13 protein-coding genes are annotated in these 15,964 nt (G+C 60.9%); 5 read left to right on the top strand and 8 right to left on the bottom strand.

Annotation, left to right across the window (positions count from 1 at the left end; genetic code table 11):
- The first annotated feature begins 242 nt into the window (after positions 1-242).
- The 4 genes from nirB to cobA are packed head-to-tail and all read left to right on the top strand — an operon-like array spanning position 243 to position 6,493.
- Positions 243-2,696 (top strand): nitrite reductase large subunit NirB, encoded by a 2,454-nt coding sequence (gene nirB / locus JMN22_RS08290; RefSeq protein ID WP_030141943.1) that lies wholly within the window; start codon positions 243-245, stop codon positions 2,694-2,696.
- Entirely contained in the window at positions 2,693-3,013 is a 321-nt protein-coding gene (nirD, locus tag JMN22_RS08285; RefSeq protein WP_030141942.1) for a nitrite reductase small subunit NirD, read from the top strand. The genes nirB and nirD overlap by 4 nt, the downstream gene beginning before the upstream one ends.
- The gene (locus tag JMN22_RS08280; protein WP_198797254.1) at positions 3,010-5,727 is read left to right on the top strand and encodes a nitrate reductase; all 2,718 of its coding nucleotides are present in this window, start codon (positions 3,010-3,012) and stop codon (positions 5,725-5,727) included. The genes nirD and JMN22_RS08280 overlap by 4 nt, the downstream gene beginning before the upstream one ends.
- Before the next feature lie 10 nt (positions 5,728-5,737).
- On the top strand, positions 5,738-6,493 hold the full coding sequence (cobA, locus tag JMN22_RS08275) for a uroporphyrinogen-III C-methyltransferase (RefSeq protein ID WP_198797255.1): 756 nt from the start codon (positions 5,738-5,740) through the stop codon (positions 6,491-6,493).
- Between the two features lie 254 nt (positions 6,494-6,747).
- On the opposite strand, the gene JMN22_RS08270 is transcribed toward cobA, so the two are convergent.
- The 8 genes from JMN22_RS08270 to ppsA all read right to left on the bottom strand — a co-directional run bounded on the left by JMN22_RS08270 (position 6,748) and on the right by ppsA (position 14,932).
- A complete protein-coding gene (locus tag JMN22_RS08270) occupies positions 6,748-7,782 on the bottom strand; it encodes an OmpA family protein (protein ID WP_030141939.1) in 1,035 nt (344 codons plus the stop codon).
- A gap of 107 nt (positions 7,783-7,889) precedes the next feature.
- Positions 7,890-8,480, bottom strand: coding sequence for an RNA polymerase sigma factor SigX (sigX, locus tag JMN22_RS08265; protein WP_025212681.1), 591 nt, complete (start codon positions 8,478-8,480; stop codon positions 7,890-7,892).
- Positions 8,481-8,571: 91 nt separating this feature from the next.
- Complete coding sequence (locus JMN22_RS08260) at positions 8,572-9,396, bottom strand: mechanosensitive ion channel family protein (RefSeq protein WP_003199523.1); 825 nt, start codon at positions 9,394-9,396, stop codon at positions 8,572-8,574.
- A gap of 2 nt (positions 9,397-9,398) precedes the next feature.
- Positions 9,399-9,644: a hypothetical protein gene (locus tag JMN22_RS08255; RefSeq protein WP_014337331.1), complete on the bottom strand. Its 246-nt coding sequence runs from the start codon at positions 9,642-9,644 to the stop codon at positions 9,399-9,401.
- Between the two features lie 63 nt (positions 9,645-9,707).
- Entirely contained in the window at positions 9,708-10,703 is a 996-nt protein-coding gene (locus JMN22_RS08250) for a zinc transporter ZntB (protein WP_030141938.1), read from the bottom strand.
- A gap of 24 nt (positions 10,704-10,727) precedes the next feature.
- Positions 10,728-11,219 (bottom strand): ribonuclease E activity regulator RraA, encoded by a 492-nt coding sequence (gene rraA / locus JMN22_RS08245; RefSeq protein WP_030141937.1) that lies wholly within the window; start codon positions 11,217-11,219, stop codon positions 10,728-10,730.
- Positions 11,220-11,346: 127 nt separating this feature from the next.
- Entirely contained in the window at positions 11,347-12,336 is a 990-nt protein-coding gene (locus JMN22_RS08240; RefSeq protein ID WP_030141936.1) for an alpha/beta fold hydrolase, read from the bottom strand.
- Positions 12,337-12,556: 220 nt separating this feature from the next.
- Positions 12,557-14,932 carry a phosphoenolpyruvate synthase gene (gene ppsA / locus JMN22_RS08235; RefSeq protein WP_030141935.1) on the bottom strand — a complete coding sequence of 792 codons (2,376 nt, stop codon included), beginning with the start codon at positions 14,930-14,932 and terminating at the stop codon, positions 12,557-12,559.
- Between the two features lie 184 nt (positions 14,933-15,116).
- Here ppsA and ppsR point away from each other — a divergent pair, with 184 nt between their 5' ends.
- A complete protein-coding gene (ppsR, locus tag JMN22_RS08230; RefSeq protein WP_003199510.1) occupies positions 15,117-15,935 on the top strand; it encodes a posphoenolpyruvate synthetase regulatory kinase/phosphorylase PpsR in 819 nt (272 codons plus the stop codon).
- The last annotated feature ends 29 nt before the right edge of the window (positions 15,936-15,964 follow it).

Raw genomic sequence — 15,964 nt, 5'->3', positions numbered from 1 at the left:
CCTGGGAATCGGCCAGTAGATCCCGGCGTCCGAGCCACTTGGCACAACCACTGCATAACGTCCATCAACATACATTTGGCAACGCCTTCAACGATGAGGGCGGTGCTTCCCGAGAGAACGGGACCAGGACAAAGGCGTCCTCGCTAGTTTTGCTAGCGGGACGCCTTTTTTTGTTTTCGAAAAAATTGCCGAGCCAGCCTGACCGCCGTGATGAGACAGGCCTGAGCCCGCGGAGAACCCTGATGAAAAAACTCAAACTGGTGATGATCGGCAACGGCATGGCCGGGGTTCGAACCCTCGAGGAACTGCTCAAGCTGAGCAACGAGCTCTACGACATCACGGTGTTCGGTGCCGAGCCCCACACCAACTACAACCGCATCCTGCTTTCGCCCGTGCTGGCCGGTGAGCAGACCTTCGAAGAGATCGTGCTCAACGACCTGAGCTGGTACCTGGACAACAACATCAAGCTGCTGCTCAACCGCAAGGTCGTGGAGATCGACCGGGTCAAGCGCCGGGTCATCGCCGAAGACGGCAGCGAAGCCGAATATGATCGCCTGCTGATCGCCACCGGCTCCACGCCGTTCATCCTGCCGATCCCCGGCAATACCCTGGACGGCGTGATCGGCTACCGCGACATCGCCGACACCCAGGCGATGATCAACACCGCCAAGACCCACAAGCACGCCGTGGTCATCGGCGGTGGCCTGCTCGGCCTGGAAGCCGCCAACGGCTTGAAGCTGCGCGGCATGGACGTGACCGTCGTGCATATCGGCGAATGGCTGCTGGAACGGCAACTGGACAAGACCAGCGGCCAACTGCTGCAAACCGCCCTGGAAAGCCGTGGCCTGAAATTCCGTCTCAGCGAGCAGACCCAGGCCCTGCACGACGCCGGCAATGGCCGGGTCGGCTCGGTCCAGTTCAAGAACGGCGACATCATTCCCGCCGACCTGGTGGTGATGGCCGCCGGCATCCGCCCCAACACCGAACTGGCGGAAAAAGCCGGCATCCCGTGCAATCGCGGGATCCTGGTCAACGACACGATGCAAACCTACGATCCGCGCGTCTATGCCATCGGCGAATGCGCCAGCCACCGTGGGACGGCCTATGGCCTGGTGGCGCCGCTGTTCGAGCAAGCCAAGGTCTGCGCCAACCACCTCGCGCAACTGGGCTTCGCCACTTACAAGGGCTCGGTTACTTCGACCAAGTTGAAAGTCACCGGCATCGACCTGTTCTCCGCCGGCGACTTCATGGGCGGCGAAGGCACCGAGACCATCACCCTTTCCGACCCCATCGGCGGCGTCTACAAGAAGCTGGTGATCAAGGATGATGTGCTGGTCGGTGCCTGTCTGTACGGCGATACGGCGGATGGCGGCTGGTATTTCCGGCAGATTCGTGAGAATCACGCCATCAGCGAGATCCGCGATCACCTCATGTTCGGGGAAAATGCACTTGGCGACGTAGGACACCAAGGCCAGGACAAAGCCATGAGCATGGCCGACACCGCCGAAGTCTGCGGCTGCAACGGCGTGTGCAAGGGCACCATCGTCAAGGCGATCCAGGAACACGGGCTGTTCAGCGTCGACGACGTGAAAAAACACACCAAGGCCGCCAGTTCCTGCGGTTCCTGCGCCGGCCTGGTGGAGCAGATCCTGATCAACACCGTCGGCGGCGCGGCGGACGTCAAGCCGAAAAGCGAAAAAGCCATCTGCGGTTGCAGCGACCTCAACCATGGCCAGATCCGCCAGGCGATCCGTGACCAGCACCTGCTGACCATCGCCGGGACCATGAGCTACCTGAACTGGCGCACCCCGAATGGCTGCGCCACCTGCCGTCCGGCCCTGAACTACTACCTGATTTCCACCTGGCCCGGCGAAGCCCACGACGATCCACAGTCGCGCCTGATCAACGAACGCGCCCACGCCAACATCCAGAAAGACGGCACCTATTCCGTGGTCCCGCGGATGTGGGGCGGCGTGACCAACCCGTCCGAACTGCGGCGCATTGCCGATGTGGCCGACAAGTACAACGTGCCCATGGTCAAGGTCACTGGCGGTCAGCGCATCGATTTGCTGGGCATCAAGAAGCAAGACCTGCCCGGCGTCTGGAAAGACCTCGACATGCCGTCCGGCCACGCCTACGGCAAATCCATCCGCACCGTGAAGACCTGCGTGGGCAGTGAGTTCTGCCGCTTCGGCACGCAGAACTCCACTCAGTTGGGGATCGAGCTGGAGCACGACCTGTTCAACATGTGGTCACCGCACAAGGTGAAGCTGGCGGTATCCGGCTGCCCGCGCAACTGCTCGGAAGCGGGCATCAAGGACGTCGGAATCATCGGCGTCGATTCCGGCTGGGAGATGTACATCGGCGGCAACGGCGGGATCAAGACCGAGGTCGCCGAGTTTTTCGTCAAGCTCAAGACCGCCGAGGAAGTGCGCGAATATAACGGCGCCTTCCTGCAGCTCTACCGCGAAGAAGCCTTCTACCTCGAACGCACCGTGCATTACATGCAGCGGGTCGGCATGGAGCACATCAAGAAAGCCGTGCTGGAAGACCCGGAGCGGCGCAAGGCGCTTCACGAACGCCTGAAGTTTTCCCTGTCGCTGGAACAAGACCCTTGGAAACAGCGGCTGGAACAGCCCCAACTGAAAAAAGAGTTCGAGGTCATCCCCGTGAAAAACCTGGAGGTGCCGGCATGAATTGGCTGGATATCTGCGCGTTGGATGAAATCAACGCCCTGGGTTCACGCATCATCCAGGGGCCGAAGGGTGATATCGCGATTTTTCGTACAAGCGACGATGAAGTTTTCGCACTCGACGACCGCTGCCCACACAAGGGCGGTCCACTGTCCCAGGGCCTGATCTACGGCAAGCGCGTGGCCTGCCCGCTGCATAACTGGCAGATCGACCTGGAAACCGGTCTGGCCCAGGCACCGGACGTGGGTTGCGCCCATCACCACTCGGCCCGGGTCGAGAACGGCCGGGTCATGCTGGCCCTGCGGGAAGCAAGCTCATGAGCCGCCAGACCACAGCCTCGACCTGCTGTTACTGCGGGGTCGGTTGCGGCGTGTTGATCGAGCATGACGGCGAGCGCATCCTCGGCGTCAGCGGTGATCCCGCCCATCCGGCCAACTTCGGCAAATTGTGCAGCAAGGGCTCGACCCTGCACTTGACCGGCGACCTCGCCGCCCGCGCCCTGTATCCGGAACTGCGCCTGGGCAAAAACCTGGCCCGTGGACGCACCGACTGGGACAGCGCGCTGGACCATGCCGCGCATGTTTTCGCCGAGACCATCGCCGAGCATGGCCCGGACAGCGTGGCGTTCTACATCTCCGGCCAATTGCTGACCGAGGATTACTACGCCTTCAACAAACTCGCCCGGGCCTTGGTCGGCACCAACAACATCGACAGCAACTCTCGGCTGTGCATGTCTTCTGCCGTGGTGGGCTACAAACGCAGCCTCGGCGCTGATGCCCCACCCTGCAGCTACGAAGACTTGGAACTGAGCGATTGCGTGATGATCGTCGGCAGTAACATGGCCTACGCCCATCCGATCCTGTTTCGTCGCCTCGAAGAAGCCAAATCCCGCCGTCAAGAGATGAAAATCATCGTCATCGACCCCCGGCGCACCGACACCTGCGACCTGGCGGACCTGCACCTGGCGATTCTGCCGGGCACCGATGTCGCGCTGTTCCATGGGATTTTGCATTTGTTGCTGTGGGAAGACTGGATCGACCGCAGCTTCATCAAGGCTCACACAGAAGGCCTCGCGGACCTGAAGAACCTGGTGCGCGACTACACGCCCGCCATGGTCGCCCAGCTCTGCGGCATCAGTGTCGAGCAACTGCACCAATGCGCCGAATGGATCGGCACCTCACCCAGTTTCCTGTCGCTGTGGTGCATGGGCCTGAACCAATCCACCGCCGGCAGCGCGAAAAACAGCGCGCTGATCAATCTGCACCTGGCCACCGGCCAGATCGGTCGGCCGGGTGCGGGACCGTTCTCGTTGACGGGCCAACCCAACGCCATGGGCGGTCGGGAAACCGGCAGCCTGTCGAACCTGCTGCCGGGCCATCGCGAAGCCGCCAACCCGGAACATCGCGCTGAAGTGGCCGATTACTGGGGCGTCGACCAACTGCCCGCGACCACCGGTTTGAGTGCGATCGAACTGTTCGATCAGGTGCGCAGCGGCAAGATCAAGGCCCTGTGGATCGCCTGCACCAACCCGGCGCAGTCGATGCCGGACCAGGCCGCCGTGCGCGAGGCCCTGCAAGCCTGCCCGTTCGTGGTGTTGCAAGAGGCCTTCCGCACCACCGAGACCGCCGCGTTCGCCGACCTGCTGCTGCCCGCAGCCAGCTGGGGCGAAAAAGAAGGTTCGGTGACCAACTCCGAACGGCGCATTTCCCACGTTCGCCGGGCAATCAACGCACCGGGAGAAGCGCGACCGGACTGGGCCATCACAGTGGATTTCGCACAACGCCTGGAGAAACGTCTGCGCCCGGGGCAATCCAGCCTGTTCGCCTTCGACACTCCGGCCCAGTTGTTCGATGAATACAAGCAACTGACCCGTGGTCGCGACCTGGACCTGTCCGGGATCAGCCACGCGCTGATCGATCAACTCGGCCCCCAGCAATGGCCCTTCCGCGAAGGCGCCACGGTCGGCACCGCCCGTTTGTACGTGGATGGAATTTTTCCTACCGAAAGCGGCCGCGCCCGATTTGTCGCCGACCCTTATCGCGCCGCCAAGGAATTGCGTGACGCCCGCTATCCGCTGACCCTGAATACCGGTCGCTTGCGTGACCAGTGGCACGGCATGAGCCGCACCGGTACCGCTGCGCAGTTGTTTGGCCATGTGAACGAAGCGGTGCTCAGCCTGCACCCCGACGAATTGACTCGCCATCGCCTGCAAGCCGGTGATCTGGTCAGCCTCAAGAGCCGTCGCGGCAGCCTGATCGTGGCCGTCGACAGCGACGACAGCGTGCGCCCCGGCCAGGCTTTCTTGCCGATGCACTGGGGCGATCGGTTTCTCAAGGGAGGGGTGAACACCCTGACCCAGCCGGCGTTCGATCCACTGTCCAAACAGCCAGAGCTCAAGCACAGCGGCGTACGCCTGGAAGCTGTAAACCTGCCCTGGCAACTTTTCGCGCTGGTCGAAGGCGATGTCCAACAACATTTGGAGACGTTGCGCCCGCTGTGTGAGGCGTTTGCCTACGTCAGCCTTAGCCTGACCGGTCGCGAACGTCCGGCGTTGCTGATTCGCGCCGCCAGTGCCGTTGCACCCGACCCACAACTGCTGAAGGCAATCGACGAACAACTGGGGCTGATCGAAGGGCCGGTATTGGCCTACGACGATCCGCGTCGCGCCATCGGAAAACGGGTGCGGATCGAAAACGGGCGTATCACCGCCATACGCCTGGCCGGCGAAACCCTGGCTCGGCATTGGCTGCAGAACCTGTGGCTGGAAGGTCGTGCCGACGAGCAACTGCGGCGTTGGCTGCTGGCGCCGTTGAGTGCGCCACCAGGCAACGCCGGCGCGGCCGTGGGCGGCGGGAAGACGCTGTGCAACTGCATGAACGTCAGCCAGCGCGCAGTGTGCGCGGGTATCGAGCGCGGCCTGGATTTGCAGGGCCTGAAAAAAGAACTGGGCTGCGGCACGCAGTGCGGTTCCTGCGTACCGGAAATCAAGCGCCTGCTGGTTGCCACCGCGCAACCGGTCGCCGCGATATCGTGAGGAAAACACTATGAACGCAAAAGTCTGGCTGGTCGGTGCGGGTCCCGGCGACCCTGAATTGCTGACTCTCAAAGCCGTGCGCGCCTTGGGCGAAGCCGACGTGGTGTTGATCGATGACCTGGTCAACGACGCGGTGCTGGAGCACTGCCCCGATGCGCGCATCATCGCCGTGGGCAAGCGCGGCGGTTGCCGCTCGACCCCCCAGGCGTTCATTCACCGGTTGATGCTGCGTTATGCCCGCCAAGGCAAATGCGTGGTACGCCTCAAGGGCGGCGACCCGTGCATTTTCGGCCGGGGCGGTGAAGAAGCGCAGTGGCTGCGCGAGCATGGCGTTGAAGTGGAACTGGTCAATGGCATCACCGCCGGCCTCGCGGGGGCGACCCAGTGTGACATTCCCCTGACGTTGCGCGGCGTTGCGCGGGGCGTGACGCTGGTCACCGCCCACACCCAGGATGGCAGCAGCCTGAACTGGCAAGCCCTTGCACAGGGCGGGACAACGCTGGTGGTGTACATGGGCGTGGCGAAACTGAGCGAGATCCGTGAGCAATTGCTGGCCGGTGGCCTCGCGGCGGATACGCCCGTGGCCATGATCGAAAACGCCTCCCTGCCCCATCAACGCGACTGCCGCAGCAACCTGGCCTCGATGGAAACCGATGCCGGTGCGTTTCAACTCAAGAGCCCGGCGATCCTGGTGATTGGCGCGGTGGCCGGTGCTGCCGAATTGGCCACCTCGCCTTCTGCCTTCGCGCAGGCTTCAATCCTCTAAAAGACAACCCCAAAACCTGTGGGAGCGAGCTTGCTCGCGATAGCGGTGGTTCAGTCACACATACATTGACTGACACACAGCCATCGCGAGCAAGCTCGCTCCCACAGTTGGATCTGCGTACGCCGGGGGAGATAAGTCGGCAGAATGGTCGCCTTCGCGAGCAGGCTCGCTCCCACAGGTTTTATGTTCCCTGTATAAATACCAGGCAAAGAAAAACCCGGCCTAGGCCGGGTTTTTCCAAAGCTTCGGGCTAATTACTTAGCTTGGGCTTCAACCTGCGCTTCTACGCGACGGTTAACTGCACGACCAGCTTCAGTGGCGTTGTCAGCTACTGGGCGGGATTCGCCGTAGCCAACAGACTGAACGCGGGACGATTCAACACCGTACTGGTTGGTCAGAACTTGCTTGACGGCGTTTGCACGACGCTCAGACAGTTTCTGGTTGTAAGCGTCAGGACCGACGGAGTCAGTGTGACCTTCAACAGTGGTGCTGGTGGATGGGTACTGCTTCATGAAATCAGCCAGGTTCTTGATGTCGCCGTAGCTGTTTTCTTTAACAACAGACTTGTCGAAGTCGAACTTGACGTCCAGCTCAACACGTACGACTTCAGCAACAGCTGGGCAGCCATCAGCGTCAACGGTTACGTTGGCTGGGGTGTCAGGGCACTTGTCGACGTTGTCGCACACGCCATCGTTGTCGCTGTCGGAGCAGACTTCAGCCGGAGCTGGAACTGGAGCAGCAGCAGGCTTGGAGCCGCCACCGAAGTTCACACCGATACCGACGCTAGGAGCCCACTCGGTGTCGCCCTGGTCGATGTTGTACTGAGCTTCAACGCCGGCACGGGCGTAGAAGTTGTCGGTGAAATACAGCTTGGCGCCGCCACCAACGTTGGCGAAGGTAGAACGGTTACGACCGTTGCTGCCATTCTGGTCGATGCTCTGGTCCGAGAAACCGGCAGAGACGTAAGGACGCAGCATGTCGCCTGGGTTGTTGAAGTGGTACAAAGCGTCCAGAGCAGTGTTCGCGCCCTTGACGTTAGTGCCGTCTTCGGTACGTGCGTTGTGCACTTCGTCGTAGGCCAGACGCAGTTCAACGTCGTCGGTCAGGAAGTAACCAACCGAACCGCCGAACAGGTTGCCGTTGTTCTTGAAATCACGAGCGCTGTCGAACATTTCTTTCTTGGCGAAGCCTTCGATTTCAACTGCGCCTTGGCCTTGTGCCAGAGCGCCGAACGAAGTGGCAGCAATCAAAGAACCAATGGCAAAGCCCAAGGTGTTTTTCAGTTTCATCCGTTAAATCCCCATCTGGTGATTGTGAAGCAGTCCCGCAAACCGGGGGACAACTCGGCGGCAAGTCTATCAGAACTTGCCTACACGTAAGAGATATTTGCGCCGAACTAAGTTTCGGCAATGCCTGCAAATTTCTCACGCAGCTTGTCAAGAGCGCGCTTGTAACGCATTTTTGTCGCGCTCAAACCCATATGCATTATGTCTGCGATCTCCTGGAATTCCAGTTCTGCGACAAATCGTAGCACCAGAATTTCCCTGTCGATCGGGTTCACATAAACTAGCCAGCGATCGAGTCCACCCTTTTCCTCGGGCTTGGGCGCCTTTTCTTCAGACGCTTCCTCGAGAGGGTCAAGGCTCAACGCGTCCATCAACCGACGCTTTCGCCGCTCCTTGCGATACTGCGTGATGCATTCGTTGTAGGTGATGCTATATAGCCACGTCTTGAACTTCGATTTCCCCTCGAAGTTCTTCAAGCCGTACAGCACCTTCAACATCACCTCCTGACAGACATCATCAGCATCGCGATCGTTCCCAAGATACCGTGCACAAACGTTAAATAATGTTCTCTGGTAACGCCGCATCAGTTCTTCGTAAGCGCGTGTTACGTGGAACAGTTCCGTATGCGCGCGCGCAACCAACTCCTCATCGGAGAGATCACGGGGGTCGTAGCGCGTGGATAGCGATTGGGGTTTGTTCAAAACAAGTCGGGCCGACAGTCTAGGTCAATGTGCGCCGCAATCTGCGATGACAGGCATTTTGCGGCGGCATACATTAGCAGGATTTGCCGGGTTAGCGGCTACTCACATGCTGTTCCAGCAGGATCCGATTGGAAAGCGACACCAACTCGCCCTCCTCGGTCAGCAATGTGGTTTTCACCGTGCCGATCTCTTCGATCTGGCCTTCGACCTCGCCAACACGCACTTGTTGCCCAACCTCATACAATTCACGCACATAGATTCCCGCAAGAATCTGACCGGCAATTTCCCGGCTCCCCAACCCCATTGCCAGCGCGACCGCCAGACCAACGGTAATCAAGACAATCACGATCACATGGTTGAGCAGGTCTGTCTTGACCTCCAACTGACTGATCGCAACCGAAATACTGATGATGATCACCAGGCCCTGGGCGATTCGCCCGACGCCGGCGGCGTAATCCAGCCCAACCCCCTCGGCCGCGCCGCGTACCAGCCCATTGGCCAGTTGCGCCAGCAAGACACCGACCAGCAGCACCAGCGCGGCACCGAAGACCTTCGGCAAATACAGCGCCAGCATGTCGAGGGTCGCCGAAACGCGCTCCAGTCCAAGGGACTCAGCGGCGGAAACCAGGAATATAAGCAGGACAAACCAATAGACGATCTTGCCCACCAGCGTCGAGATTGGCACCTGGATGCCGCCACGGGACAACAGTTTGGTCAGGCCGGTGCCGCCCATCAGGCGATCGAGGCCCAATTTGGCGAGCAGCTTGGACAGCAGCGTGTCCAGCAGCTTGGCCACGACGAAGCCCAACAACAGCACCACCAGGGCGCCGAACAGATTGGGAATGAAATTAGCCACCTTGGTCCACAACGCGGTCATTGCCGTGACGAGGCTCTGGGTCCAGAGATCGAGTTCCATATTCAGTCAGCCTTATCAGCGGTGCGAGTAACAGGTTTGCGACGGGAAACCGGCGAGACGTGGGCCGACCCGTTGTTCAGGGCGATCATCAGCGCGGGCAGCCAGCGGCCCAGCAGGCTGAACAGATCGCCAGCGCCGACCTGGCGGTTGGCGGTTTTGAGTACACGGCCCAGGCAGGCGTCATCGTCACGGCTGGACGGCGAAGCCTTGAGCATGTCGCGCAGAGACTGTTCAAACGGATCGTGCATACGCACCTCTCGTGATGTCTGTGGAAGACGCGATCAAATTTCGCCGGGTCACATGAAATCCCATCACACCCAACGCAAACGGCGGAACAGCCACCATTGCCCCAGGGCCACGCAGGCCATCAGCAGGCAGGCGACCATGAAGCCGTAGGGGCTTTCGGAAAACGGAATGCCGCCGACATTGATGCCCAGCAGACCGGTGAGAAAACTCATCGGCAGGAAAATCCCGGTGATGATGCCGAAGCGGTACATGGTGCGGTTCATGCGCACCGAAAGACGCCGGTCCTCGGCCTCCAGCACAAGCCCCACGCGCTCCCGGGTCAATTCCAGCTCTTCGAGGTAACGGGTCAGGCTGTTGTTCAATTCATTCCAGTAGTCGCCGTCGTCCTCGACAAACCAGGGCAACTTGATTCGCGACATCTGCCCGAAAATATCCCGTTGCGGCGCCAGGAATCGCTTCAGCCCGGCGGCCCTTCGGCGGATGTGCAGGATGGCGTCATGCTCGGGGGTATACCGTTCGTCGGTGTCGAGTTTTTCTTCCTCGCCATCGACGATTTCAGACAGGCACGTCACCAGGTCCTGCACTTTGTTAGTCAGGTATTGCGCCATATAAAGGATGAGTTCCGACGCCGTCCTGGGCCCCTTGCCCTCGGCCAGCTCCGCCAGCAGCTCGTCGGTGGCGCGCAACGGCCGCAGCCGCAGGGAAATCACCCGCTGGGCGGCGGCGAAGATGCGCACCGAGACCATGTCTTCCGGCTCGGCGCCCGGGTTCAGGTTGATTCCGCGCAGAAACAGCAGCAGCTCGGCGTTGGGCAGCGGCAGCAGGCGGGGACGGGTGTTCTCCTCCAGCAGCAGGTCGCAGTTGAACTCACTCAAGCCACTGGACTTGCGCAACCACGTATGGGTCTGCGGATGACTGCGATCCCAATGCAGCCACAGGCTTTCGTGGGCCTGCAGTTGCAGATCGTCAAGTTCGGTCCGGGCTATCGAACGCGCGCCGCCTTTTCCATCCAGCACCAGGGCATGCACCAGCCCCCATTGCGCGTTTTCTTCCTCGAACATCCTCATCCCTTATGGTCAAGACGCTTATTCAGGCATTTTCAGCGGGCTCGGCGAGACGATCACGCCGTTGTTGTCCGCGTAGACGTATTCGCCCGGACGGAAGGTCACGCCAGCGAAGGTCACTGCCACGTTGAGCTCGCCGACGCCACGCCGATCAGTCTTCATCGGGTGGCTGGCCAGGGCCTGGACGCCAAGGTCGGTCTGGGCAATGACGTCGACGTCGCGGATGCAACCGTAGATCACCAGCCCTTCCCAGCCATTTTTCGCAGCCTTTTCGGCCAGCATGTCGCCCAGCAACGCCCGGCGCAGGGATCCACCGCCGTCGACTACCAACACCTTGCCCTTGCCGTCGAGTTCAACCTGTTCCTTGACCCGCGAGTTGTCTTCGAAGCATTTGATGGTGACGATTTCACCGCCAAAGGAATCGCGGCCACCGAAATTGCTGAACATCGGTTCCAGGACTTGCACCAGGTCCGGGTAGGCATCGCACAGGTCGGGCGTGAGGTAATGGTTCATCGAACAACTCCTGCTGGGCTTGAACGTCTGGCTGAATGAACAACCGTTTGTGACCGGAACAACGTAGCGCGTCATATCTTAGCCGCAAGCCGGCCAGAGCGAAATGCCCCTGGCCAGAGCCTCGGTATCAGACCGCTTCGGCCAGCCTGGGCTGGTCCGCCAGCAATGACGCCTGCTGGTCTTGCAACCAGCGCCCTACCAGCGGCCAGACCTCCGCTTGCGCGGCCTTGCTGACAAGCATCTCGACATGGCCAAAATCACCGGTGAAGCCCTGCTCCCGCCCCAGGCAGACAAACTGCTTGTGCTCGGAACCGATCTGCTCGAACAATTTTCGACAAGCCCAGGTGGGATCCTGGTGATCGCCGGCCGCACTCACCGCCATTACCGGCACCTGCACATCGGCCAGGCCTGCCCACCAATTTTTCTCGGCGTCGCCGAAACGCCCAAACAGGCCATACCAGCGCATGCTCTCCAGGGCCAGTCCGATGGGTTCATCTTCCGGGCCGCGCTTGAGCCTGGAGCCGGACAATTGTGCGAAACGCTTGAGAATGAAGCGCCCGCTCCATTCCACCGGCGGGATTTTCAACGGCCAATAGGTGCGGCTGACCTGGGTGCCGAAAAATGCCGCCGACGCCACGGCGGGCTCGCCCAGGTAATGGCCACCCAGGGCTGCCGCCAAGGTGATACCGCCCAGGGAATGGCCAATCCAGTGCGGCACTTGTCCACTTTGCTCGCGCACAAAGGCGCCAATCGCCGGCAGGTCATACCGGGCGTAGTCGGCCACGCGATTGTTGCGATAGCCCTGGTTGCGCTGGGACAAGCCATGGCCGCGCATCTCGGGAATCCAGACATCGAAGCCCAGGCGCGTCAGGTACGCCCCCAGGCCCAAGCCCTTGGGCGAATACCAGAAGCGTCGGTTGGAAAAACTGCCGTGCAACAGGATCACCGGGACACCACGGGTTTCGCCGGCATCGGCCATGCCCAGCCGGGTGACGGCCAGCTCGACACTGTAGTCCGGGCTGTTGCCGGGCTTGAGGCGATAGACATCTTCGCTCAGATCACCGCGCCGCTCGGCACTGATCAGGGCGACGGGAAATAGATTGCTGCTGCTTTGCATAATCTTCTTGCACAAAAAAGGGCGGCTTCCAGATGGAGCCCGCCCTACTTCAAATCAAAAGGGGCCAATGAACTGACAGCCATGGACCCTGTGGGAGCGAGCTTGCTCGCGATGGCGGTGGGTCAGCAACATCAATGCTGGCTGACACTCCGCAATCGCGAGCAAGCTCGCTCCCACAAGGTTACCCGGCTTACATTACCGGTGAGCTCCCTTCACTCGATCAGACCGCAGCCTGACCCTCAGCCAGGAAGAACCAGGTTTCCAGCACGGAGTCCGGGTTCAACGAAACGCTTTCGATACCCTGCTCCATCAGCCACTTGGCCAGGTCCGGGTGGTCCGAAGGGCCCTGGCCGCAGATGCCGATGTACTTGCCGGCCTTGTTGCAGGCAGCAATGGCGTTGGCCAGCAGCTTCTTGACCGCCGGGTTACGCTCGTCGAACAGGTGGGCGATGATCCCGGAATCCCGGTCCAGGCCCAGGGTCAGCTGGGTCAGGTCGTTGGAACCGATGGAGAAACCGTCGAAGAATTCGAGGAACTCGTCGGCCAGGATCGCGTTGGACGGCAGTTCGCACATCATGATCACGCGCAAGCCGTTTTCGCCACGGGCCAAGCCGTTTTCCGCCAGCAGGTCGACGACCTGGCTCGCTTCACCGAGGGTCCGCACGAACGGCACCATGATCTCGACGTTGCTCAGGCCCATCTCGTTGCGCACACGCTTGAGGGCGCGGCATTCGAGTTCGAAGCAATCGCGGAACGACTCGCTGATGTAGCGCGAAGCACCACGGAAGCCCAGCATCGGGTTCTCTTCTTCCGGCTCATAGAGCTTGCCGCCGATCAGGTTGGCGTATTCGTTGGACTTGAAGTCCGACAGGCGCACGATGACCTTCTTCGGCCAGAACGCCGCCGCCAGGGTGCTGATGCCTTCCACCAGTTTCTCGACATAGAAACCGACCGGATCGTCGTAGCCGGCAATGCGCTTGTCGACGCTGTCCTTGATTTCCTGCGGCAGACCGTCGTAGTTCAGCAGTGCCTTGGGGTGCACGCCGATCATGCGGTTGATGATGAATTCCAGGCGGGCCAGGCCCACGCCGGCGTTCGGCAACTGCGCAAAGTCAAAGGCGCGGTCCGGGTTGCCGACGTTCATCATGATCTTGAACGGCAGCTCCGGCATGGCGTCCACGGAGTTCTTCTTGATGTCGAAGCCCAGCTCGCCTTCGAAGATGTAGCCAGTGTCGCCTTCGGCGCAGGAAACGGTCACGCCCTGGCCATCCTTGAGCAACTCGGTGGCATTGCCGCAACCGACCACGGCCGGGATGCCCAGCTCACGGGCGATGATCGCCGCGTGGCAGGTACGGCCGCCACGGTTGGTGACGATGGCGCTGGCGCGCTTCATCACCGGTTCCCAGTCCGGGTCGGTCATGTCGGAGACCAGTACGTCGCCGGCCTGGACCTTGTCCATCTCCGAGACGTCCTTGATGATCCGCACCTTGCCGGCGCCGATGCGCTGGCCGATGGCGCGGCCTTCCACCAGCACGGTGCCGGTTTCCTTGAGCAGGTAGCGCTCCATGACGTTGGCCTGGGTGCGGCTCTTCACGGTTTCCGGGCGGGCCTGCACGATGTACAGCTTGCCGTCGTCACCGTCCTTGGCCCATTCGATGTCCATCGGGCACTTGTAGTGCTTCTCGATGATCATCGCCTGCTTGGCCAGTTCGCTGACTTCGGCGTCGGTCAGGCAGAAGCGCGCGCGGTCGGCCTTGTCGACGTCGACGGTCTTGACCGAACGACCGGCCTTGGCTTCGTCGCCGTAGACCATCTTGATGGCCTTGCTGCCCAGGTTGCGGCGCAGGATGGCCGGGCGACCGGCTTCCAGCGTGCCCTTGTGGACATAGAATTCATCCGGGTTCACCGCGCCTTGCACGACGGTTTCGCCCAGGCCGTAGGCACCGGTGATGAACACGACGTCACGGAAGCCCGACTCGGTGTCGAGGGTGAACATCACGCCGGCGGTGCCGGTTTCGGAGCGGACCATGCGCTGCACGCCGGCGGACAGGGCGACCAGCTTGTGGTCGAAGCCCTGGTGCACGCGGTAGGAAATGGCACGGTCGTTGAAAAGGGAGGCGAAGACTTCCTTGGCGGCCCGGATGACGTTTTCCACGCCACGGATGTTCAGGAAGGTCTCCTGCTGGCCAGCGAACGAGGCGTCCGGCAAGTCTTCGGCGGTGGCCGAGGAGCGCACGGCGACGGCGATGTCGGGGTTGCCTTCGGAGAGCTTGGCGAAAGCGGTGCGGATCTCGGCGTTCAGTTTCTCGGGGAACTCGGCTTCCATGATCCACTGGCGGATCTGGGCGCCGGTCTTGGCGAGGGCATTGACGTCATCGACGTCCAGGGCATCGAGCGCATCGTGGATCTGCTGGTTCAGGCCGCTCAGTTCCAGGAAATCACGATAAGCCTGGGCGGTCGTGGCGAAGCCACCTGGCACCGAGACGCCGGCGCCGGCGAGGTTACTGATCATCTCGCCCAGGGATGCGTTCTTGCCCCCCACATGCTCTACATCATGGACGCCGAGCTTATCGAGGGAAACTACGTACTCTACCAAGGTGATCTCTCCACTAACTGTGTTGGAAAAGCTCAAGGCACCGACGGCTCCAGGGGAGCGCTAGCCGGCGATATGGCCTGGACCTGGAAAATAAGTGAGAATGCGGGCCACGGGCGGCCGGCAAATCGCGCCTATCATATCCAAGAATCGTGACTAGCTCACTAGCTTAAGGCCCAAGGCGCAAATGAAACGATCTGCTTTCTTTATCTCCGACGGCACCGGCATCACGGCCGAAACGCTAGGCCAAAGCCTGTTGGCACAGTTCGAAAACATTACCTTCGCCAAATTCATACGCCCGTACATCGACAGCGTCGACAAGGCGCGGGCCATGGTACAGCAAATCAATAAAGCCGCCGAAACCGACGGTTTCCGGCCGATCATCTTCGACACCATCGTCAATCAAGACATCCGTGAGATTCTTGCAACGTCGAATGGTTTCATGATCGACATTTTTTCCACGTTCCTGGCGCCCCTGGAGCAGGAGCTGAGCGAGCATTCTTCCTACTCGGTCGGCAAGTCCCACTCCATTGGCCACAACTCCAACTACATGGAGCGGATCGAGGCGGTCAACTTCGCGCTGGACAACGACGACGGCGCCCGCACGCATTATTACGACAAGGCCGACCTGATCCTAGTGGGTGTGTCGCGGTGTGGTAAGACGCCGACGTGCCTGTATATGGCGATGCAATTCGGCATCCGCGCGGCCAACTACCCGCTGACCGAAGACGACATGGAGCGCCTGCAACTGCCCAGCGCCCTGCGCGCCCACCAGCATAAGCTGTTCGGCCTGACCATCGACCCGGACCGCCTCACCGCGATCCGCAACGAGCGCAAGCCCAACAGCCGCTACTCAAGCTACGCCCAGTGCGAGTTCGAAGTGCGCGAAGTGGAAAACCTGTTCCGGCGGGAGAACATTCCCCATATCAACTCCACGCATTTTTCCGTGGAAGAGATTTCGGCGAAGATCCTGGTGGAGAAAGGGGTGGAGCGGCGGTTCAAATAAGGCAGCTATGAGCTGCAAGCTGCAAGCTG

It is taken from the genome of Pseudomonas sp. HB05, assembly GCF_016756915.1.
Lineage (GTDB): Bacteria > Pseudomonadota > Gammaproteobacteria > Pseudomonadales > Pseudomonadaceae > Aquipseudomonas > Aquipseudomonas alvandae.
The sequence above is the reverse complement of the archived record's forward strand: the minus strand, read 5'-3'. Positions and strand labels throughout refer to the sequence as shown.